Consider the following 20,544-nt stretch of genomic DNA (forward strand, 5'->3'; position numbering starts at 1 on the left):
GGGGCGTTTTATCCCCCTCTGGCGGTTACCGCCGGAGGGGTTGTCGTTTAAGTAACAGCGGAAATGGATATGACTGCGCAGACTCAGAGCTTTCCCCTGGTGATAACCCAGTCGTGGCATCGTTGCAGTAAGTTTATGCAGCGGGAAACCTGGCAGACGCCGCATCAGGCGCAGGGGCTGACCTTCGAATCAATTTGTCGGCGTAAGACCGCGCTGCTAACGATTGGCCAGGCGGCGCTGGAAGATGCCTGGGAGTATATGGATAACCGCCCCTGCGCATTGTTTATCCTTGATGAGTCCGCCTGTATTCTCAGCCGCTGCGGCGATCCGCAGACCCTTGACCAGCTGGCGGCGCTGGGGTTTCGTGACGGTAGCTACTGCGCGGAAAGCATCATCGGCAGCTGCGCGCTCTCGCTGGCCTCCATGCTCGGGCAGCCGGTCAAAACGACGGGCGAGCAGCATTTTAAACATGCGCTGCACGGATGGTCGTTTAGCTCTACGCCGGTGTTTGATAACCATGGGCGCCTGTTCGGTTCCATTTCTTTGTGCTGCCTGATGGAAGAACAGGCTTCGCCGGACCTCTCCCTGACCCTGGCTATCGCCAGGGAAGTGGGCAACTCGCTGCTCACCGATAGCCTGCTGGCCGAGTCGAATCGCCACCTTAACCAGATGTACGGTCTGCTGGAGAGCATGGATGACGGGGTGATGGCGTGGAATGAGCAGGGTATTTTGCAGTTTCTGAACGTGCAGGCCGCGACGTTGCTACACCTTGATGCCCAGGCCAGCCAGGGGAAAAACATCAATGAACTGGTGACGCTGCCGGCTCTGTTGCGCCGGGCGATCAAGCACGCGCGCGGGCTGAACCATGTGGAAGTCACCTTCGAGAGCCAGCATCAGTTCGTTGATGCCGTCATCACGCTCAAGCCGATCGTCGAAGAGCAGGGCAACAGTTTCATCTTGCTGCTGCATCCGGTCGAGCAGATGCGTCAGCTGATGACCAGCCAGCTTGGCAAAGTGAGCCATACCTTTGAGCAGATGTCGGCTGACGATCCTGAAACCCGGCGGTTAATTCACTTTGGCCGTCAGGCGGCGCGCGGCGCTTTTCCAGTGCTGCTGTGCGGTGAGGAAGGGGTGGGTAAAGAGCTGCTCAGCCAGGCGATTCACAATGAGAGCGAGCGGGGTGGCGGACCGTATATCGCGGTTAACTGCCAGCTGTATGCCGACAGCGTCCTTGGGCAGGATTTTATGGGCAGCGCGCCGACGGACGAGGAAAACGGGCGTCTTAGCCGTCTCGAGCTGGCCAACGGCGGGACGCTGTTTCTGGAAAAAATCGAATATCTGGCGCCGGAGCTGCAGTCCGCGCTGTTGCAGGTGATCAAGCAGGGGGTATTAACCCGTCTGGATGCCCGGCGTTTGATCCCGGTGGACGTTAAAGTCATCGCCACCACTACCGTCGATCTTGCCAACCTGGTGGAACAAAACCGATTTAGTCGCCAGCTTTACTACGCGCTGCACTCTTTTGAAATCGTTATTCCGCCGCTGCGGGCGCGGCGTAACAGTATTCCTTCGCTGGTCCAAAATCGTCTTAAGAGTCTGGAGAAGCGTTTTTCCTCGCGGTTGAAGATGGATGACGATGCGCTGGCGCAGCTGGTGGCCTACTCCTGGCCGGGTAATGATTTTGAGCTGAACAGCGTGATTGAAAATATCGCCATTAGCAGCGAGAACGGCCATATCCGTTTGAGTAATCTGCCGGAATATCTCTTTGCCGAGCGGCCAGGCGCCGACGCGGGTTCCTCGCTGCTGCCCGCCAGCCTGACCTTCAGCGCCATTGAAAAAGAGGCCATCATCCATGCCGCCCGCGTGACCAGCGGGCGGGTACAAGAGATGGCGCAGCTGCTGAATATTGGCCGCACCACGCTGTGGCGAAAAATGAAACAGTACGATATCGATGCCGGCCAGTTTAAGCATAAAAATCAGGAGTAACCGGGCACCCAGCCTGACGCCGCGATGGTACTTGTTCGCGGCGTTAGCGATCGCTCTATCAGAAAGCCTGGCGGAAGATAGCGACAATCTCTTTCTCGTTACCCTTGCGCGGATTTGAGAAGGCGTTGCCGTCTTTCAAGGCCATCTCCGCCATATAGGGGAAGTCAGCCTCTTTAACTCCCAGCTCGCTCAGATGCTGCGGAATGCCGATATCGGAAGAGAGGCGGGCGATGGCGCAAATGGCCGACTCGGCGGCGTCCATGGTTGAAAGTCCGTGGATGTTTTCTCCCATAAATTCGGCGATGTCGGCAAACTTTTCCGGATTGGCGATCAGGTTGTAGCGCGCAACGTGCGGCAACAGAACCGCGTTCGCCACGCCGTGCGGCATATCGTACAGGCCGCCAAGCTGATGGGCCATGGCGTGAACGTAACCGAGGTTGGCGTTATTGAAAGCCATTCCCGCCAGCAGGGAAGCGTAGGCCATGTTTTCGCGGGCTTGCAGGTTGCTGCCCAGCGCGACGGCCTGGCGCAAGTTCCGGGCGATCAGGCGGATGGCCTGGATCGCGGCGGCATCGGTGACCGGGTTGGCATCTTTGGAAATATAGGCCTCCACGGCGTGGGTTAACGCATCCATGCCGGTTGCGGCGGTCAGCGGGGCCGGTTTGCCAAGCATGAGCAGCGGGTCATTGATGGAGACCGAGGGCAGGTTACGCCAGCTGACGATAACGAACTTCACTTTTGTTTGGGTGTTGGTCAGTACGCAGTGGCGGGTCACTTCGCTGGCGGTACCGGCGGTGGTATTCACCGCGACGATCGGCGGCAGTGGGTTAGTCAGGGTTTCTATGCCGGCATAGCGGTAAAGATCCCCTTCGTGGGTAGCCGCGATACCAATCCCTTTACCGCAGTCATGAGGGCTACCGCCGCCGACGGTGACGATAATATCGCACTGTTCTTGACGAAAGACCGCCAGGCCATCGCGCACGTTGGTGTCTTTTGGATTTGGCTCGACGCCATCAAAAACCACCACCTCAATACCGGCTTCCTGCAGATAGCCGAGAGTTTTATCCACCGCGCCGTCTTTGATGGCCCGCAGACCTTTATCGGTGACCAGCAGCGCTTTTTTACCGCCCAGCAGCTTACAGCGTTCGCCGACGACAGAAACAGCATTGGGACCAAAAAAGTTCACGTTTGGCACCAGATAATCAAACATACGATAGCTCATAATATATCTTCCTGGTTGGATTTATTATTTAGAGAAACCCTTCAGAGCCGTTTCGGCTAATAACATGTCCTGTTCGACGGTACCGCCGCTCACGCCAACGGCGCCGATGACTTCCTCGTTAAAAATAACTGGCAGGCCGCCGCCAAAAGGAATGATTCGCTGCTGGTTGGTGAGTTGTAATCCATATAGCGGTGCGCCCGGTTGGACTAACGCTGTAATTTGATGAGTGCCTTTTTGCAGGCCGCATGCCGTATAGGCTTTATTGAGCGCAATATCGCAGCTGGTTATAAATGCCTCATCCATACGCTGCATCAGGAGCATATTTCCGCCGCGGTCAACAACGGCAAAGACCACCGGCACGTTCATTTCAAGGGCTTTCGCCTCAACGGCAGTAGCCATTTCTTTTGCAGCCGCCAGCGTGATAGTGGCGATGTGTTTGATCTTATCCATAATCTCTCCTGTTAATATCCAGGGCTGGAACGCGATAATTATCGCAGGCACATATTTCAACTGCTGTTTGCGGGCTTATTCTCTCGCCGCAGGTTATTAAGTCAATAGCGAGAAAAATACTATCTAATTGAGTTTTTTATTACCGCAGGCTGTTTTTTGATAACGATCGTTTAGCTGTATCACAGTTTGTTATTAATCTTCTTTTGCATGTTTCATCATGGAACTTCTTTTTTTTAATCTGTGCCAGACTGGAACGAAATTAATTTGCTTAACTTACGGCTTTACATCTCTTTTTGCTGATTAACGGCGAGAAGAAGGCGAGTTTATCGATAAGCCGTCGCGCAGGGTGAAGTTTTTCTGCCTCTTTACTCAGCGGGCATCGCACCGTGATGCGAGCGCGCGGCGTGGAGGGGAGCAAAACGCCGCATTAGTCGAGCAGAAAAGCGCCACGCAAGCGTTTAGCTGGGGCCTGAATCAAAGAAAGGCAACGATCTCTTTGATATCCCGACGGAGTTGGGTCCATATTATAAACATGTTCATTACGTGGTTAATTTTAAGGATAAGAGCATGCCAACAGCAATCGATAAAGCCCTGGATTTTATTGGTGGTATGAACACATCGTTACCGGTGCCGAATACTATGGATGAAAGTACCGCTAAGGGGATCCTGAAGTATTTGCATGAACTAGGCGTACCGGCCAGCGCTGCGCAGGTCACGGCCCGTGGTGAGAAGGAGGGGTGGAGTGCCGGGTTCACGCAAAAAGTAGCCGGATGGGCGGACAAAATTGCCTCTGGCAACCGCATTATTATCAAAAACCCAGAATACTTTACTGCTTATATGCGCGAACAGCTGCAGGCGCTGGCGTAAGCCGCCTGTCGCCATATTCACCATAAGACGTGGCGCTATACAGGAGCCGCAAAACGCAAAAAGGGCTGACGATTTCTCGCCAGCCCTTGCTGTATCTGGTGGCCCCTGCTGGACTTGAACCAGCGACCAAGCGATTATGAGTCGCCTGCTCTAACCACTGAGCTAAGGGGCCGTGGCGAAGGATTATAAAGTAACTGTTGCCCGCAATCCAGCCTAAAACGCACGCCTGCTGTTTTTATAAACAACGCATTTTCAATCCTTTATAATTACCTTTTAGGTATTGAGCTGGGGAAAACATGATCAACGATATTCTGGCGCCGGACCTGCGGGTGGTCTTTTGCGGTATCAATCCGGGGAAGTCTTCCGCCCATACCGGTTTTCATTTCGCCCATCCGGGAAATCGCTTCTGGAAGGTGATTCATCAGGCCGGGTTTACCGACCGTCTTCTGAAACCCGAAGAGGAGCTGCAGCTGCTGGATACCCGCTGCGGGATTACCATGCTAGTCGAGCGCCCGACGGTACAGGCCAGCGAGGTCGCGCTGCTGGAGCTCCGCGATGGCGGAAGAGAGCTGGTGAGGAAAATGGAAGAGTATCAGCCGCGCGCGCTGGCGATCCTCGGTAAACAGGCTTTCGAGAAAGCGTTTCAGGTACGCGGCGTAAAATGGGGCAAACAGCAGGTGACCATAGGCGCGACGGAAGTATGGGTGTTGCCAAATCCCAGCGGGCTCAACCGGGCGACGCTGGATAAGCTGGTGGAGGCCTACCGGGAGCTTGACGAGGCGCTGGCAACGCGAGGGCTTTAATTCGCCCCGGGCGGTTCCAGGCGGGTAAATTCGCCGATAGGACGGCGAATTCTATTATTTTCGCCATAGTCGTCAACGTAGCCTGCGCGAAGGATCATTTGCGGCGGCTGGCTTAAGCCTAAGGTTTCCGCCAGCTGTTTACGGAACGCTTTATCCTCCAGCATCTGGCTCACCGGCTGAACAGAGATGCCGTAGCGGACGGCATCCAGCCAGAAGGCCTGCAGATTCATGCCGCTGCGCAACATCAGCGGAAAGGTTTCTTCTCCGCCGATGATAAAAAATCCGGCGCTTTGCGCTACGCTGCTGGCCGTTTTACTGATGCTTTCCGCGGCGAAGGATTCTCCCTGGGCTTTTTGCCGATCGAAAAATGAGTAATAGAGCAGTTTTTTTATCCCGGTGATGCCTAACTGTTCTGCGGGCAGGCCGTCTTTCAACCGGCGGGCCTCTTCGTTGGAAAAGCGCAGCCAGTGAGCGAACTCCGCTCTTTTGGCCGCATCGAGCGCCTGAGCCTTTGCTGCCTGGATGGCAAAACTCTCAAGCTTATTAAACCCGGCGCTGCCGCGTGGATAATAATTTAAATACGGCTGGTGCTGTTTGAGCAGGGCAGCGAGATCGCGGGGCGCAAGGGCAATATCCTGAAACGGACGTTTGTCGGTGTGCCGGCGCTCAATTAACTTCAGCACGGCGGGCTGTTTGAGAGAAGAGGCGCGGTGGAGGGGGCTTAACGTCATGCGGGCAACATCACCATTGCGCGCCATCGCCGGTAAAATGTCTATTTCCGCCCGCATGCCAAATGCGGCGGCTGCCTGGCGGAAGTTCTCCAGGAACGCGCCCAGAGAAATACTGGCTTCTCGCCCCGCCGGGTCGATATGCGGGAGGGCTTTACTGCGGTCGAACGCCAGGGTGAATCGCCGTGCGTCCGGGTTATAGCGAATCTGCCAGGGCTGAGTATTATGCGCATTTGGCGCCAGCGAGGCGTAATACACTATATGGCGCTGTTCGGTTGGCAGCGCAAATGGTAGTGAAAGATCTTTGGTCAGGCGCAGGGGCTTCGCTTTATGATAGGCACAGGCGCAAACCACTATCATACCTATTAGTAAGGACAGAAATATTTTCTTTATCATCGACTCGCGCCTTTTTCTATCATTAATAATAAAGCGTCAAAAGCGAAGTTAAGAAAGGATTTTCGGTCCTTCTCAAGATGCCGCAAAATATAGGCTTCTTTACTTGCTGATTTCTCTATCAGCCCGGTCAGGCAGAGCCAGAACAGCATCATGACGTCTGCCATTGGAGCATTTAACTGAAGCTCTTTGTTTGCTGCCGCGCGGGAAATTTCTCCGGCGATAATATGATTAATCTCCTCGCCGAGCATATAGATATTAGTCAGTACTTTATTATTTTTCATCTCTTTTTCTGAGCAACCTATTTTCCCGGTAATGCCGGGGAAATAGACGATGCCGGAGTCGTGGATAGCAACCAACGACTGGCAAAGCTCATGATAAAACTCGCGGAAGGGGGCCTGCCGGCTGACTATTTTAACCACCTCCTGGTGAAAGCGCTCCATTCCATCGAGAATAAGGTGATCGACAATATCCTGTTTACTGTCAAAGTAGGTATAAAGCGTGGTTTTACTGAATCCGGCTTCGTGCGCAATCTCATCCATGGTCGTTCCTTCTATACCATGGTTAAGAAATAACGTATTAGCGGTGGCCAGAATAACCGTTCTATTAAAATCAGCCAGCTGAATCTTTCGTTTGCTATTCATTGAATATCCCTATTATTTAGATTCGCGTTGTCCATTAAGTGCGATTTATGAACTAATAGTACAAATATAAAACTATGAGTCCAGTTGTTTGGCTTTATGGTATTAAATAATAAGAATATGACCCGGATATATATTGATAATTTCTGGATGCAGGTATTAATATTTATTAAAAGAATGATTTGCGATTAGCCATAAAAAAAGCCAGTCAGTTGACTGGCTTTTTTGCGCTAAGCGGCGATGATTAATCGTCGAGGAAGCTACGCAGCACTTCAGAACGGCTCGGATGGCGCAATTTACGCAGCGCCTTCGCTTCGATCTGACGGATACGTTCGCGGGTTACGTCGAACTGTTTACCCACTTCTTCCAGCGTGTGATCGGTATTCATGTCAATACCAAAGCGCATACGCAGGACTTTTGCTTCACGGGCGGTCAGGCCAGCCAGAACGTCATGGGTGGCGGCGCGCAGGCTCTCAGTGGTGGCAGAGTCCAGCGGCAGCTCGAGGGTGTTATCCTCGATGAAATCTCCCAGATGCGAATCTTCATCGTCGCCAATCGGCGTTTCCATGGAGATCGGCTCTTTGGCGATTTTCAGCACCTTACGGATTTTATCTTCCGGCATCAGCATACGCTCGGCCAGCTCTTCCGGTGTCGGTTCGCGGCCCATCTCCTGCAGCATCTGGCGGGAAATACGGTTGAGCTTGTTGATAGTCTCAATCATATGCACCGGAATACGGATGGTGCGCGCCTGGTCTGCGATAGAGCGGGTGATCGCCTGACGGATCCACCAGGTTGCGTAGGTGGAGAACTTGTAGCCGCGACGGTATTCAAACTTATCTACCGCTTTCATCAGACCGATGTTACCTTCCTGGATCAGATCGAGGAACTGCAGACCGCGGTTGGTGTATTTCTTGGCGATCGAGATAACCAGACGCAGGTTCGCTTCAACCATCTCTTTCTTCGCGCGGCGCGCTTTCGCTTCACCGATGGACATGCGACGGTTGATATCTTTTACCTGCTCAATGGTCAGGCCGGTCTCTTGTTCAATCTGCTGCAGTTTCATCAGGCCGCGCTGAACGTCTTCTTTCACGTCAAGCAGCTTTTCTGACCACGGCTTATTCATCGCGATGGCCGCATTGAACCAGGTTTCGCTGGTTTCGTTGCCGGTAAACAGAGTGATGAAGTTTTTCTTCGGCATTTTGCACTGCTCAACGCACAGCTTCATGATGATACGTTCTTGAGTACGAACGCGATCCATCATGATGCGCATGCTGTTAACCAGGTAATCGAACTGCTTCGGCACCAGGCGGAACTGTTTGAACACTTCAGACAGCTTGAGAATCTCTTCCTGCGCTGCGGCGTGGCTACGACCTTTCGCTTTGATGGTATCGCGGGTCAGTTCGTACTGCGTGCGCAGCTCGGCGAATTTCTCGCGCGCCAGCTCAGGATCGATGCTGTTGTCATCATCGCTGCTGTCGTCGTCTTCTTCTTCATCTTCGTCTTCGTCGTCATCCATCTCTTCCTGAGAGAGTTCAGAACCGACGTGCGTCGCCGTTGGCGCCATGTCTTCTTCGGCGTTCGGGTCAACAAAACCGGTGATCAGATCGGACAGACGCGCCTCTTCCGCCTCAACGCGATCGTACTGCTCCAGCAGATAGGTGATGGCTTCCGGGTATTCAGCAACCGAGCACTGCACCTGGTTAATACCGTCTTCGATACGTTTAGCGATGTCGATTTCGCCTTCGCGCGTCAGCAGTTCGACGGTACCCATTTCACGCATGTACATGCGCACCGGGTCGGTAGTGCGTCCGATTTCAGACTCAACGCTGGAGAGAACCTGCGCCGCAGCTTCTTCCGCATCTTCGTCAGTATTGTTGTTAGTTTCAGCAAGCAAAAGATCATCGGCATCCGGTGCTTCTTCCATCACCTGAATGCCCATGTCGTTGATCATTTGGATGATGTCTTCGATCTGATCGGAGTCGACGATATCTTCCGGCAGATGGTCATTGACCTCGGCATAGGTCAGATAGCCTTGCTCCTTACCACGTTGGACAAGAAGCTTCAGCTGTGACTGCGGGTTTTGCTCCATAAGACGGTATCCACACTTAATTCGTTTGATTGGTGTAAGCAGATGAACTGCCAACATTTAAAGCGAGGGCGTACTTATATTTTTGCCGCTGCGCCTCGCGCGGCTGTCGGGGTCTTCCCGAACGATATTCGGCACTTAAGCCGTTAAATTCATTTTTTTTCCAGGGCTTGTCTGATTTCCCAGAACTCCCGGCGTTCTTCACTGCTTAAACCGTGAGTGCGGTCGCGAGCTATCAACTCTTCTTGCCGCTGTTCAAGCATTGCATCAAAAATTCGGTTTAGCGTGTCGGTGAACATTTTTTCAACATTCTCATCCCTTATATCGTTCCAGGCTGAGAGTTTTTCAAGTGTTGAGTATTCACTAGTCCCGCGATAGTTCTCTAATAGCTGCCCCGTGGTCAGGCCCGGCTGCGCAACACAGAGGTTCACCAGCTCGGAGAAGAGGCTGAGTCCCGGTAATTTGCTCTGCGCCAGCCCCTGCAAAGGGGGCACCAGCGGCGCCAGATTGGGATTCTGCACCAGCAGTCCTATAAGTATACGCATAGGCGTCTGTTTTATCTGCTGAGCCGGGCGTACGACGCCACTTTCTGCCTGTTTCGGCATTAAACGATCAAGCTGGGTATCATCAAAAATGCCCAGCTTCAGGCCCAGCATCTGGCGCAGCTGAATACGATGCGCATCGCCAGGCACCTGGCTAATGAGCGGCAGCGCTAGTGCGGCCAGCTGCGTACTGCCATCCGGCGAACTCAGATCGACCTGCGGTAAGAGACTGTTAAATAAAAACATGGAGAGCGGCTGAGCCTGCTCCATCCGTGCTTCAAAAGCCTCTTTACCCTCTTTACGTACCAGCGTATCCGGATCTTCACCATCGGGCAGGAACATAAAGCGTAGCTGACGACCATCGGTCATGTACGGCATTGCCGTTTCCAGCGCACGCCATGCGGCATCTCGACCGGCGCGGTCGCCGTCGTAACAGCAAATTACGTTGTTCGTCGCACGGAATAATATATGCATGTGGTCGGCCGTGGTCGATGTACCCAGCGATGCAACGGCATAGTTAATACCGTACTGCGCCAGAGCGACGACATCCATATACCCTTCGACAACCAGCAACCGCGGTGGTTCTGCCTGGTGCTGCTGCGCTTCATAAAGGCCGTAAAGCTGGCGGCCCTTATGGAAAATATCGGTCTCCGGGGAGTTGAGGTATTTCGGCGTATCGTTACCCAGTACGCGACCACCAAATCCAATCACCCGGCCTCGTTTGTCGCGAATCGGAAACATCACGCGATTGCGGAAACGGTCGTAAGTTCTTCCCTGGTCATTATTGACCAGCATTCCGGCATCGAGCAGCAGTTTCCTGTTGTCGACATTACCGCCGAAACGTTTTAATGCGTTATCCCAGCCTGGCGGCGCAAAACCAATAGCAAACTGCTGGACAACTTCGGCACTCAGGCCGCGTTGCTCCAGGTACTGGCGCGCAGGTTCGGCATTAGGTTGGGTGAAGGATTGCTGATAAAAGTCATTTAACCCTTCCATTAGCTGATAGAGATTTTGCCGCTGATGGCGCTCTATCTGACTCAGGCCCGTTCCGGCTTCATACGGCACTTCAAGATTATGCATAGCAGCCAGCTCTTCGACGGTTTCCACGAACTCGAGCTTGTCGTAGTTCATCAGGAAGTCGATAGCGTTGCCGTGCGCACCGCAGCCAAAGCAGTGGTAAAACTGTTTTTCACCGTTGACGGTGAAAGAGGGGGTTTTTTCGTTATGGAACGGACAGCACGCGTGATAATTCTTGCCCTGCTTTTTCAGCTTCACCCGCGCGTCGATCAGATCGACGATATCGGTGCGCGCCAGCAGGTCATTGATAAATACTCGTGGAATTCGTCCAGCCATATGCCCCGTTGTATACACTTCCTCTTCAAACTGCCTCTGCGTTGGCTTCGCTCGTTCACCCCTGTCGCTTACTTCAGTAAGCTCCGGGGACTTACTCCCTTGCCGCCTTGATGCATCTTGAATGATTGGGTGTATATGCTAATGCATAAACGAAAATAAGCCGCGCATTCCTTTCGGAAGCACGGCCTTACAACTACAACTCGGTCTGAATTGAGAGCCTGGCTCCCAACAGATTAGTACAGACGAGTGCGGCGTGCGTTTTCGCGAGCCAGTTTCTTCGCGTGACGTTTCACTGCGGAAGCTTTAGCGCGTTTACGTTCGGTAGTCGGTTTTTCATAGAACTCACGACGACGAACTTCCGCCAGAACACCTGCTTTTTCGCATGAACGTTTGAAGCGACGCAGCGCTACGTCGAACGGCTCGTTTTCACGTACTTTAATTACCGGCATGTAACTCTCACCTTTGATAAATTCGGTTTGCCGCTGGCATCAACGCCAGCTTATTTCAAAATGGTGCGGAATTTTACTGCAATTGCTGCTGCTTTGTAAAGCACCGACGCGATTTTTGAAAGGGACTTTTATAAGGACAGGGAGTATACACGAAGTGAGCGCCAGGGGTGAGGAAAGTTTTACATCAACCCGCATTGGTCCTACACTGCGCGGTATTGAAACGAGGTAAAACTAGCCATGCGTGTACTGGGAATTGAAACATCCTGCGATGAAACCGGCATCGCCATTTATGACGACGAAAAAGGTCTGTTAGCCAACCAGCTGTATAGTCAGGTGAAATTGCATGCTGACTACGGCGGCGTGGTGCCTGAACTCGCCTCGCGCGACCACGTGCGTAAAACCGTCCCTCTGATTCAGGCGGCGCTCAAAGAGGCCGGGATGACGGCAAAAGATATTGATGCCGTTGCGTATACGGCGGGCCCAGGCCTGGTTGGCGCGCTGCTGGTCGGCGCGACGGTAGGCCGCTCGCTGGCCTTCGCCTGGAACGTGCCGGCGATCCCGGTGCACCATATGGAAGGGCATCTGTTGGCGCCGATGCTGGAAGATAATCCGCCGCAGTATCCGTTTGTCGCGCTACTGGTTTCCGGCGGCCATACCCAGCTGATTAGCGTCACCGGTATTGGCCAGTATGAGCTGTTAGGCGAGTCGATTGACGACGCGGCAGGGGAAGCCTTCGATAAGACGGCTAAACTGCTCGGCCTGGATTACCCTGGCGGCCCGATGCTGTCGAAGATGGCCTCCCAGGGCACCGAAGGGCGTTTTGTCTTTCCGCGCCCGATGACCGACCGTCCCGGGCTGGATTTTAGCTTTTCTGGCCTCAAGACCTTTGCCGCGAACACCATTCGCAGCAACGGCGATGACGACCAGACGCGCGCCGATATCGCCCGCGCTTTCGAAGACGCGGTCGTGGATACGCTGATGATCAAGTGCCGCCGGGCGCTGGAGCAAACCGGCTTTAAACGGCTGGTGATGGCTGGCGGCGTCAGCGCTAACCGTACGCTGCGCGCGAAGCTGGCGGAAATGATGAAAAAGCGCGGCGGGGAAGTCTTCTATGCCCGTCCTGAATTCTGTACCGATAACGGTGCGATGATTGCCTATGCGGGTATGGTTCGTCTGCGTTCCGGGGCAAAAGCGGAGCTGGGCGTCACCGTTCGTCCGCGCTGGCCGCTGGCTGAACTTCCGGCGGCATAATTTCTGCTGTTTTACAGGCCGACGTCCTGTCGGCCTGCCTTCTCGACTTATTCCATACTCTTACACAGCGAGCAAATCGCCCCCTGATGTTTATGCGAATGCATCACGTCAGGACGTTCGTACTCTTCCCGGCAGCTCAGGCAGCGGTAAACGGTGATCGACGCATTACCCTGCGCATCGTAGCGCGGCTCGGCGATACCGTCATCGCGCTGTTTAATGTAATAGCGCCCGCGGGTGGCGATTCCCATGACCGGCGTCATCACGAACGCTACCGCCAGCGCGATCAGCGGCGAGAACGGCGCCAGGGTGTCGCCTAACAGGCCGAAGAAGGCGCTAATCGAAAGGCCTGCCGCGAGGGCAAAAGAGACTACGCCTACCGGGTTGACGTTGTAGATCATCCCGCGGCGGTACTCCGGCTGCGCCGGCGCCAGCTTCAGCACCCCTTTATTGACGGTGATATCGGTGGCGACCACCACCACCCAGGCGATGGCAAAGTTAGAGTAGAAGCCGAGGATCCATGCCAGAGCGCTAAACATGTCGCCCTCCATCAGGGCGAGAGCAATCGTCAGGTTGACGATGACGAAAATAATTCGCCCCGGATAACGTTTGGTGGTGCGCGTCCAGGCGCTGGTCCACGCCAGCGAGCCGGAATAGGCGTTAGTGACGTTTATTTTTATCTGCGAGATAACCACCAGCACCACCGCGAGGGTGAGCGCCAGCCAGCCGGGAACCAGGTTATCGAAGACGCTGACGAACTGCTGTACCGGTTCGGTGTTGTGCACCGCCGGGAAGCGGGTCAGCAGATAGAATCCGAGAAAAGCGCCGATAATCTGTTTAATCGCACCTAACACGACCCAGCCCGGACCGGCGGAGAACACCGCCAGCCACCAGCTTTTGCTGTTTTCTGCGGTCTTCGGCGGCATAAAGCGCAGGTAGTCGATCTGCTCGCCAATCTGCATGATCAGCGACAGGCATACCCCCGCGCCGAGCATAATGGCGGTTAAATCTACCGTTGTTGCGTGGTTTTTACCGGCGAAGTTCATAAACCCATCCACCAGATCCGGGTCTTTGGCGATAAGCCAGGCCACCGGAACCACCATCAGGACCAGCCACAGCGGCGTCGTCCAGACCTGAAGGCGAGTCAGCGCCTTCATGCCGTAGACCACCAGCGGCAATACCATCAGGGTGGCGATGAGGTAGCCCATCCACAGCGGGATCCCTAAGCCCACCAGCAGCCCCTGCGCCATAATCGAGCCTTCGAGGGCGAAAAAGATAAAGGTAAATCCGGCAAAGATAATGCTGGTGATCACCGAGCCAAAGTAGCCGAAACCGGCGCTGCGGGTGATTAAGTCGAGGTCGATGTTATAGCGCGCGGCGGTAATCGCCAGCGGAATACCGGTAAGAAAAATAACCAGTGCCGCTAGCAGGATCGCGTAAATCGCATTGGTGGTGCCCCAGGCCATGCCGATGCTGGCGCCGATAGAAAAGTCGGCCAGGTAGGCGATACCGCCTAATGCCGTCACCGCGACAACCCCTGGTCCCCAGCGGCGAAAGCTCAGCGGGGCATAGCGAAGCGTATAGTCTTCCAGCGTTTCTTTGGAGCCGGAGGCACTGGTTTGCGCAGGTAAATCAGTTTTTATATCCAGTGATGACATAGTCATTCCTTAATGGTTGGGCATGACTGGAATTAGCAAACCTTATGCCACATCGCAGGGCAGGCGCTGTCAGGGCTTCATGAAGGGGATGGCTAAAGAGAGGGCAGGGTATGCACCATCCCGACATCTTTGCGTCGGGATGGTGCAGAGGTTATTTGCCAAGAATGCCTTTGTCTTCGATAAAGGCGATGATATTTTGCAGGCCGTCGCCGCTTTTCAGGTTGGTGAAGCTCCACGGACGTTCGCCGCGCATGCGCAGGGTATCGCGCTCCATCACTTCAAGAGACGCGCCCACGTACGGTGCAAGATCGGTTTTGTTGATCACCAGGAAGTCGGATTTGGTGATCCCCGGCCCGCCTTTGCGCGGGATCTTTTCCCCTTCCGCCACGTCGATGACGTAGATGGTGAGATCCGCCAGCTCCGGGCTGAAGGTCGCGCTCAAGTTATCGCCGCCGCTTTCTACAAAGATCAGATCGAGATTGCCGAATTTCTCGCTTAGCGCTTCCACTGCGGCCAGGTTCATCGATGCGTCTTCGCGAATGGCGGTATGCGGGCAGCCGCCGGTTTCGACGCCGACAATTCGCTCTGGCTCCAGGGCGCCGGCTTCGGTGAGAATGCGCTGATCTTCTTTGGTGTAGATATCGTTGGTCACCACCGCCAGCTGCCAGGTGTCGCGCATGGCTTTGCAGAGGGCTTCCAGCAGCGCGGTTTTTCCGGAGCCGACCGGGCCGCCGACGCCGACGCGCAGCGGTTGCTTAATCATGTTCATATCTTCTCCTAAGAACGGAATAGTCGGGAATACTGGGTTTCGTGTCGCGCGGAAGCGATAGCCGCAAGCGGCGTCGCCGAACCGATTGCGCAATCCGGGGCCGCAAGGGCGCTGTCCATGTCCGCCGCATAGCGGTCGCACAGGCGCAGAATCAACTGCTGGGCCGCCTGCTGGCCGAAGGGCACCAGCTTGACGCCCGCCATCACCGCGCTTTCAATCCAGCTATAGCCAAGGCTCAGGGCCAGATCAGGAATGGCTATTTGCCAGCGTACGCCAAGCCACGCCATACCGGTTAACTGGCTTTGCTGACACAGCTTGCGCCACTCGGGCGGGCAGTCCGGCTGCCAGTCGGCCAGCAGCCGGGTGAAGGCTGCGCCGCGGTTGCGCTCTTCATCGCGCAGCTCGCGGGTTTCCCGGCAGGCGAGCAGATAAGCGGTCCAGCGCCGGGCACAGTCCAGATCGCCCGCTTCGCAGGCCCGGTAGAGCCGGGCAAACAGCGGCAGGTCGACGGTAAAAAAGCTCTGCTCCATCTGCCGCAGCTGCCAGCGCTCAAAGGCGGCGGTATCCGCTACCCAGCCCGCTTCCACCGCCCACTCCAGCCCCTGGGACCAGCTGTAGCCGCCAACCGGGAGGCTGCTGCTGGCAAGCTGCATCAGCCGCAGACGTTTTTCCGGCGTCGGCATTTAGTGGCTGTGCTCGTGATTGTGATGATGATGATGGCCGTGCGACTCGCTGGCGTAGGCGCCGGCTTCCGGTTCAAACGGCAGATGCGCGAAATCCACGGCCAGGCCAAACTGGCGCAGCATATCGTCCAGGACGTGGTCGTGATGGTAGCGCAGCTCGCCGGGCATAATCTGCAGCGGGACATGGCGATTGCCGAGGTGATAGCAGGCTTTCGCCAGCATAAAAGGATCCTCGCAGCGCACGACCGAAACGGCTTCATCGGCGGCAATCACTTCAATGAATTCGCTGCCGTTTTCGTTACTGAGAATATCGCCGCCGCGCAGCAGCAGACCGCGCGGCAGCAGCAGGCCCGCCTGACGGCCATCGTTGAGGGTGACTTTAATACGGCTTTTTACCCGCACGTCAATCGGCAGGGTAACGCTGGCCGTGGCCTGCGCCGGGGTCTCTACCCGCTGGGTCAAATAAAGCATTTGCGCTCCTTAAAACAGGAAATAACGTTGCGCCATGGGTAACACGTCCGCCGGTTCGCTGGTTATCAGTTCGCCGTCGATGCGCACCTCGTAGGTTTGTGAATCCACGGTAATATTGGGCAACAGGCCGTTGTGGTGCATATCGGCTTTTTGTACCGTGCGGCAGCCTTTAACCACCGCCGTCGCGCTGTGCAGGTTCAGCCGTTCAGCGACGCCGTTTTCCGCCGCCGCCTGCGACAGGAAGGTCAAACGGCAGCGGTGACGAGCGCTGCCCAGCGCGCCGAACATCGGGCGATAGTGCACCGGCTGCGGCGTCGGGATAGATGCGTTGATGTCGCCCATCGGCGCCATGGCGATCATGCCGCCTTTGACGATCGTCGCCGGTTTTACGCCGAAGAATGCCGGGGACCACAGCACCAGATCCGCCAGTTTCCCCACTTCAATCGAACCGACTTCATGGGCGATACCGTGGGTTAACGCCGGATTAATGGTGTATTTGGCGATATAGCGCTTCACGCGGAAGTTATCGTTATCGCCGCTCTCTTCCGCCAGCGGGCCGCGCTGAACTTTCATCCGGTGCGCCACCTGCCAGGTACGTAACACCACTTCGCCGACGCGACCCATGGCCTGCGAATCGGACGAGGTAAGGGAGAAGGCGCCCAGGTCGTGCAGGACGTCTTCCGCGGCGATGGTTTCCCGCCGAATGCGCGATTCGGCAAACGCCACGTCCTCGGCGATATCCGGGTCGAGATGATGGCAAACCATCAGCATGTCCAGATGCTCGTCAATGGTGTTGACGGTGTAGGGCAGCGTCGGATTAGTCGACGAGGGCAGAATATTGGGGTGTGCGCAGGCGGTAATAATATCTGGCGCATGGCCGCCGCCCGCGCCTTCGGTATGGAAAGTATGGATAGTACGCCCGCCGATGGCCGCCAGGGTATCCTCAACGAATCCCGACTCGTTAAGGGTATCGCTGTGCAGCGCAACCTGAACGTCCATTTCGTCGGCTACGGTCAGCGCGCAGTTGATTGCCGCTGGCGTCGCGCCCCAGTCTTCGTGAATTTTCAGGCCGATAACCCCGGCCGCGACCTGCTCACGCAGCGCATCCGGATTCGAGCCATTGCCTTTACCCAGCAGGCCGACATTGACCGGCAGGCTGTCCGCAGCCTGCAGCATCCGCGAGATGTACCACGGACCCGGGGTGCAGGTCGTGGCGTGGGTACCCGCCGCCGGGCCGGTCCCGCCGCCGATCATGGTGGTGACGCCGGAGACCAGCGCTTCTTCCGCCTGCTGCGGGCAGATCCAGTGAATATGCGTATCGACGCCGCCGGCGGTGACGATCTTGCCTTCTGCGGCAATAATTTCCGTGGCCGCGCCGATCGGGATCGTGACGTTGGGTTGAATATCCGGGTTGCCGGCTTTGCCGATGGCGAAGATCCTTCCATCTTTGACGCCGATATCGGCTTTAACGATCCCCCAGTAATCGACGATCAGGGCATTGGTCAGCACCAGATCCGCGCACCCGGCGGAAAGCATCTGCCCCTGTCCCATACCGTCGCGGATCACTTTACCGCCGCCGAATTTGACCTCTTCGCCGTAGGTGGTCAAATCATCTTCAACCTCGATCCACAGCTCGGTGTCCGCCAGGCGAACTTTATCGCCGGTGGTGGGGCCGAACATGTCGGCATAGGCCTGACGTGAAATCTCACTCATCATTTGCCTCCAGCTCACCCATTATTTCGCCGCGAAAACCGTGCACGACGCGGGCTCCGGCCAGCGCTACCAGCTCCACCTCGCGCTTTTGGCCCGGCTCGAAGCGCACTGCGGTTCCGGCCGCGATATTGAGACGGTAGCCCGTTGCCTGCTGGCGATCGAACTTCAGCGCCGGGTTGACCTCGGCGAAGTGATAATGGGAGCCGACCTGAATCGGCCGGTCACCGTGATTTTCAACGATAATGCAGCAGGTAGCCCGGCCGACGTTAAGCGCTATCTGGCCCGGTTTAACCTGATATTCTCCTGGGATCATCGCGCTACCTCAGATTATCGGGTTATGGACGGTAACCAACTTCGAGCCGTCCGGAAAGGTGGCTTCGACCTGGATATCGGGGATCATTTCCGGTACGCCTTCCATGACCTGCTCGCGGCTCAGGACGTGGCGCCCTTCTTCCATTAGCTCTGCGACGCTTCTGCCGTCGCGCGCGCCCTCCATAATAAAGGCGCTAATCAGGGCCACGGATTCGGGATAGTTGAGCTTCAGGCCGCGGGCCAGGCGACGCTCCGCCACCAGCGCAGCGGTAAACAGCAACAGTTTGTCTTTTTCTCTGGGTGTCAGTTCCATAGCGTTCTCTTAAGTCAGCCAGATTCGGGGGAGTACCGGAGATTTGCCGGTCAGGTGCGGGCGCATAAACTGCCAGATATCGCGCATCGCCCGCTGACAACGCAGATTATCGTCACTTAAAAAGCGTACCGTCAGCAGGCCGTCGGTGAGCGTCGCGCCGGCATAGTTTGCCAGCGGCGTAAGTTTTTCGCGTACGCCTTCCAGCAGCGTCTCGTTCGCCGGGTAGAACAGCATTGTTCCCACCCATGGCTGCTGCGCGATACAGGCCAGCTCTCCATCGGCCAGGTTCAGGCGCTCAATCAGCAGCGGAGAGCCGTCGACCCACACCTCCAGCCGGTTGGCGAGCGCGCCGTGGCTAAAGGTTTCGCCGATGACCGGACGGCCAAGACATAGCAGGTCCCAGGCCAGCAGCGTGCTGGAGGAGGAGAGGTGAAACGCAGTATGCAAAGCGGCGTGAGCGCCGGGAAAGAAAATGGCATCCTGCGGCAACCACTCGAGCGTTGCGTTATCGCCCAGCGTCAGGGTTTGCAGAAGCCGCGCCTGCGCGCCGCTGCTGCGATAAAACTTGCTGGCGCCGGGCATGGTGATCAGCGTATGGCAATCGGACTCAATCGTGGCGCTGATGGTGAGTTCATCGCCGCCGACGATACCGCCGGGCGGATGAAGCAGATAGAGGTGGCAGGTCTCTTCTTCGGGATAAAACGGACGCTGAACGGTGAGTGGACCGACATGACGACGGGAGGCGAGCGTTGTTTTCCCGCCAAGAAGCTGAAAGCGGAGGTCCAGCGTGGCCTGCCAGCCTTTTTTATTCTGTGGTAACACCGTGCCGTGCAATGTCGCGCCCCTGCAAAATCAAGATAAAACAGCAGCGAAGAGTATTGATCGGGGGGGGATCATCCCGGTCATATGAAAAGCTTATGCCCGTCATACTTCGAGCCGCAGCCGCGTTGGCTACGGGCTACTCGGCCCATCCATGGGCCTCGCCCTGGCGGGCCGTCGCAAGCGACGTTCAAATCTGCTCCCGGCAGATTTGTCGTTCGCCCGAATCACTGACTGGAGTAAGCTCATCGGGACTCACTCACCGCCTTGCCGCGAAGTTGCGTCGAAGCAAAGGTTATTTCTGCTCCGGCGTTTTTTTCTTCTTTTTGAACCGGGTCCAGATGCGGGTTTCCTGACGCCGCCACAGACGCTGAATGTTGTCGTGATGGCGCAGCAGAATCAGGCATGAGAGCATCGAAACCGGGAAAGTATACTGCGGTTTGAACCACCAGACATAGAACGGCGCGATCAGCGCGCTGACGATCGCCCCCAGCGAGGAGTAGCCGCTGAGCAGAATCGTAAGCAGCCAGGTTCCGGCCATCACGCCGGTGAGATCCCAGCCGATAGGGGCGATGGCTCCGAAAGCGGTCGCCACGCCTTTACCGCCGCGAAAGTTAAAAAATACCGGCCAGATATGGCCTACGCAGGCGGCAATGGCCACCAGACCGAGCCAGAACGGCGTCAGGCCTAGCGCCCACGCTCCCCAGACCGGCAGCATGCCTTTCAGTACGTCAAAAATAAGCACCGCTACGGCTGCGCCCTTGCCGCCAATTCGCAGGACGTTAGTCGCCCCTGGATTGCCGGAGCCGCTGTCGCGAGGGTCGGGAAGGCCAGCGAGGCGGCAAACGAGAATGGCGCTGGAGATTGAGCCGCAGAGGTAGGCGAGGATAACCAGTCCAGGCGCGATTGCACTCATCAGCTGTTCCATTTTGAAAGTGTCGTTTTATCCCCGGTGCGCTGCGCGTTATCCGCGCATTGGCTCGCAGAGACCCATAGCGATGCTATGCTCCTGGGGCCTTGCCGCGTCGCTCTCTTCCTGCA

20 protein-coding genes, 1 tRNA gene and 1 pseudogene are annotated in these 20,544 nt (G+C 56.0%); 5 read left to right on the forward strand and 17 right to left on the reverse strand.

What is annotated here, in order from left to right:
- Positions 1–63 precede the first annotated feature (63 nt).
- The gene (gene dhaR / locus ABLV75_RS01385) at positions 64–1,983 is read left to right on the forward strand and encodes a dihydroxyacetone kinase operon transcriptional regulator DhaR (RefSeq protein ID WP_172956580.1); all 1,920 of its coding nucleotides are present in this window, start codon (positions 64–66) and stop codon (positions 1,981–1,983) included.
- A gap of 58 nt (positions 1,984–2,041) precedes the next feature.
- Here the strand turns inward: dhaR and dhaT are convergent, their stop codons facing one another.
- Together dhaT and ABLV75_RS01395 are read right to left on the reverse strand one after the other, a co-directional pair.
- Complete coding sequence (gene dhaT / locus ABLV75_RS01390) at positions 2,042–3,205, reverse strand: 1,3-propanediol dehydrogenase (protein ID WP_053064437.1); 1,164 nt, start codon at positions 3,203–3,205, stop codon at positions 2,042–2,044.
- A 24-nt stretch (positions 3,206–3,229) separates the two neighbouring features.
- Positions 3,230–3,655: a heme-binding protein gene (locus ABLV75_RS01395; protein ID WP_004105919.1), complete on the reverse strand. Its 426-nt coding sequence runs from the start codon at positions 3,653–3,655 to the stop codon at positions 3,230–3,232.
- Between the two features lie 543 nt (positions 3,656–4,198).
- Here ABLV75_RS01395 and ABLV75_RS01400 point away from each other — a divergent pair.
- Positions 4,199–4,522, forward strand: coding sequence for a DUF1889 family protein (locus tag ABLV75_RS01400; RefSeq protein ID WP_071530277.1), 324 nt, complete (start codon positions 4,199–4,201; stop codon positions 4,520–4,522).
- Between the two features lie 96 nt (positions 4,523–4,618).
- Here the strand turns inward: ABLV75_RS01400 and ABLV75_RS01405 are convergent.
- A tRNA-Ile gene (locus tag ABLV75_RS01405) sits at positions 4,619–4,694 on the reverse strand.
- A 124-nt stretch (positions 4,695–4,818) separates the two neighbouring features.
- Here ABLV75_RS01405 and mug point away from each other — a divergent pair.
- Complete coding sequence (mug, locus tag ABLV75_RS01410) at positions 4,819–5,325, forward strand: G/U mismatch-specific DNA glycosylase (RefSeq protein ID WP_004105914.1); 507 nt, start codon at positions 4,819–4,821, stop codon at positions 5,323–5,325.
- On the opposite strand, the gene ABLV75_RS01415 is transcribed toward mug, so the two are convergent.
- From ABLV75_RS01415 to rpsU, 5 genes are all read right to left on the reverse strand, one after another.
- On the reverse strand, positions 5,322–6,449 hold the full coding sequence (locus ABLV75_RS01415; RefSeq protein WP_032745322.1) for a hypothetical protein: 1,128 nt from the start codon (positions 6,447–6,449) through the stop codon (positions 5,322–5,324). The two genes, mug and ABLV75_RS01415, sit on opposite strands and share 4 nt — an antisense overlap.
- Positions 6,446–7,090 carry a TetR/AcrR family transcriptional regulator gene (locus ABLV75_RS01420; protein ID WP_064356504.1) on the reverse strand — a complete coding sequence of 215 codons (645 nt, stop codon included), beginning with the start codon at positions 7,088–7,090 and terminating at the stop codon, positions 6,446–6,448. Before ABLV75_RS01420 ends, ABLV75_RS01415 begins: the two co-directional genes overlap by 4 nt.
- Before the next feature lie 241 nt (positions 7,091–7,331).
- Positions 7,332–9,176, reverse strand: coding sequence for an RNA polymerase sigma factor RpoD (rpoD, locus tag ABLV75_RS01425; protein WP_004105908.1), 1,845 nt, complete (start codon positions 9,174–9,176; stop codon positions 7,332–7,334).
- Between the two features lie 149 nt (positions 9,177–9,325).
- Positions 9,326–11,068 carry a DNA primase gene (dnaG, locus tag ABLV75_RS01430; RefSeq protein WP_004115647.1) on the reverse strand — a complete coding sequence of 581 codons (1,743 nt, stop codon included), beginning with the start codon at positions 11,066–11,068 and terminating at the stop codon, positions 9,326–9,328.
- Between the two features lie 233 nt (positions 11,069–11,301).
- The gene (gene rpsU, locus ABLV75_RS01435) at positions 11,302–11,517 is read right to left on the reverse strand and encodes a 30S ribosomal protein S21 (protein ID WP_001144069.1); all 216 of its coding nucleotides are present in this window, start codon (positions 11,515–11,517) and stop codon (positions 11,302–11,304) included.
- A 237-nt stretch (positions 11,518–11,754) separates the two neighbouring features.
- On the opposite strand from rpsU, the gene tsaD reads away from it, so the two are divergent.
- On the forward strand, positions 11,755–12,768 hold the full coding sequence (gene tsaD, locus ABLV75_RS01440; RefSeq protein ID WP_004105903.1) for a tRNA (adenosine(37)-N6)-threonylcarbamoyltransferase complex transferase subunit TsaD: 1,014 nt from the start codon (positions 11,755–11,757) through the stop codon (positions 12,766–12,768).
- Positions 12,769–12,815: 47 nt separating this feature from the next.
- On the opposite strand, the gene ABLV75_RS01445 is transcribed toward tsaD, so the two are convergent.
- The 8 genes from ABLV75_RS01445 to ABLV75_RS01480 form a co-directional block, all read right to left on the reverse strand.
- A complete protein-coding gene (locus tag ABLV75_RS01445; protein WP_210614316.1) occupies positions 12,816–14,423 on the reverse strand; it encodes a cytosine permease in 1,608 nt (535 codons plus the stop codon).
- 151 nt (positions 14,424–14,574) lie between these two features.
- On the reverse strand, positions 14,575–15,192 hold the full coding sequence (ureG, locus tag ABLV75_RS01450) for an urease accessory protein UreG (protein WP_064356505.1): 618 nt from the start codon (positions 15,190–15,192) through the stop codon (positions 14,575–14,577).
- A gap of 8 nt (positions 15,193–15,200) precedes the next feature.
- Positions 15,201–15,875, reverse strand: a complete 675-nt coding sequence (locus ABLV75_RS01455) for an urease accessory protein UreF (protein WP_064356506.1) — start codon at positions 15,873–15,875, stop codon at positions 15,201–15,203.
- Positions 15,876–16,346, reverse strand: a complete 471-nt coding sequence (gene ureE, locus ABLV75_RS01460; RefSeq protein ID WP_004105893.1) for an urease accessory protein UreE — start codon at positions 16,344–16,346, stop codon at positions 15,876–15,878.
- 9 nt (positions 16,347–16,355) lie between these two features.
- Positions 16,356–18,059: an urease subunit alpha gene (gene ureC, locus ABLV75_RS01465; protein WP_016808009.1), complete on the reverse strand. Its 1,704-nt coding sequence runs from the start codon at positions 18,057–18,059 to the stop codon at positions 16,356–16,358.
- Positions 18,052–18,372: an urease subunit beta gene (locus ABLV75_RS01470; protein ID WP_004105889.1), complete on the reverse strand. Its 321-nt coding sequence runs from the start codon at positions 18,370–18,372 to the stop codon at positions 18,052–18,054. The genes ureC and ABLV75_RS01470 overlap by 8 nt, the downstream gene beginning before the upstream one ends.
- A gap of 9 nt (positions 18,373–18,381) precedes the next feature.
- Positions 18,382–18,684, reverse strand: coding sequence for an urease subunit gamma (locus ABLV75_RS01475; RefSeq protein WP_004105887.1), 303 nt, complete (start codon positions 18,682–18,684; stop codon positions 18,382–18,384).
- A gap of 9 nt (positions 18,685–18,693) precedes the next feature.
- Positions 18,694–19,518 (reverse strand): urease accessory protein UreD, encoded by an 825-nt coding sequence (locus ABLV75_RS01480; RefSeq protein ID WP_004115638.1) that lies wholly within the window; start codon positions 19,516–19,518, stop codon positions 18,694–18,696.
- Between ABLV75_RS01480 and ABLV75_RS01485 the strand changes: the two are divergent.
- A pseudogene (locus tag ABLV75_RS01485) lies at positions 19,508–19,591 on the forward strand (short-chain dehydrogenase); the annotation flags it as partial. The gene ABLV75_RS01480 and the pseudogene ABLV75_RS01485 overlap by 11 nt on opposite strands.
- 207 nt (positions 19,592–19,798) lie before the next feature.
- Here the strand turns inward: ABLV75_RS01485 and plsY are convergent.
- The gene (plsY, locus tag ABLV75_RS01490; RefSeq protein WP_004105883.1) at positions 19,799–20,419 is read right to left on the reverse strand and encodes a glycerol-3-phosphate 1-O-acyltransferase PlsY; all 621 of its coding nucleotides are present in this window, start codon (positions 20,417–20,419) and stop codon (positions 19,799–19,801) included.
- Positions 20,420–20,544 lie beyond the last annotated feature (125 nt).

It is taken from the genome of Klebsiella sp. CN_Kp066, from assembly GCF_040065135.1.
Taxonomy (GTDB): Bacteria; Pseudomonadota; Gammaproteobacteria; order Enterobacterales; family Enterobacteriaceae; genus Klebsiella; species Klebsiella oxytoca.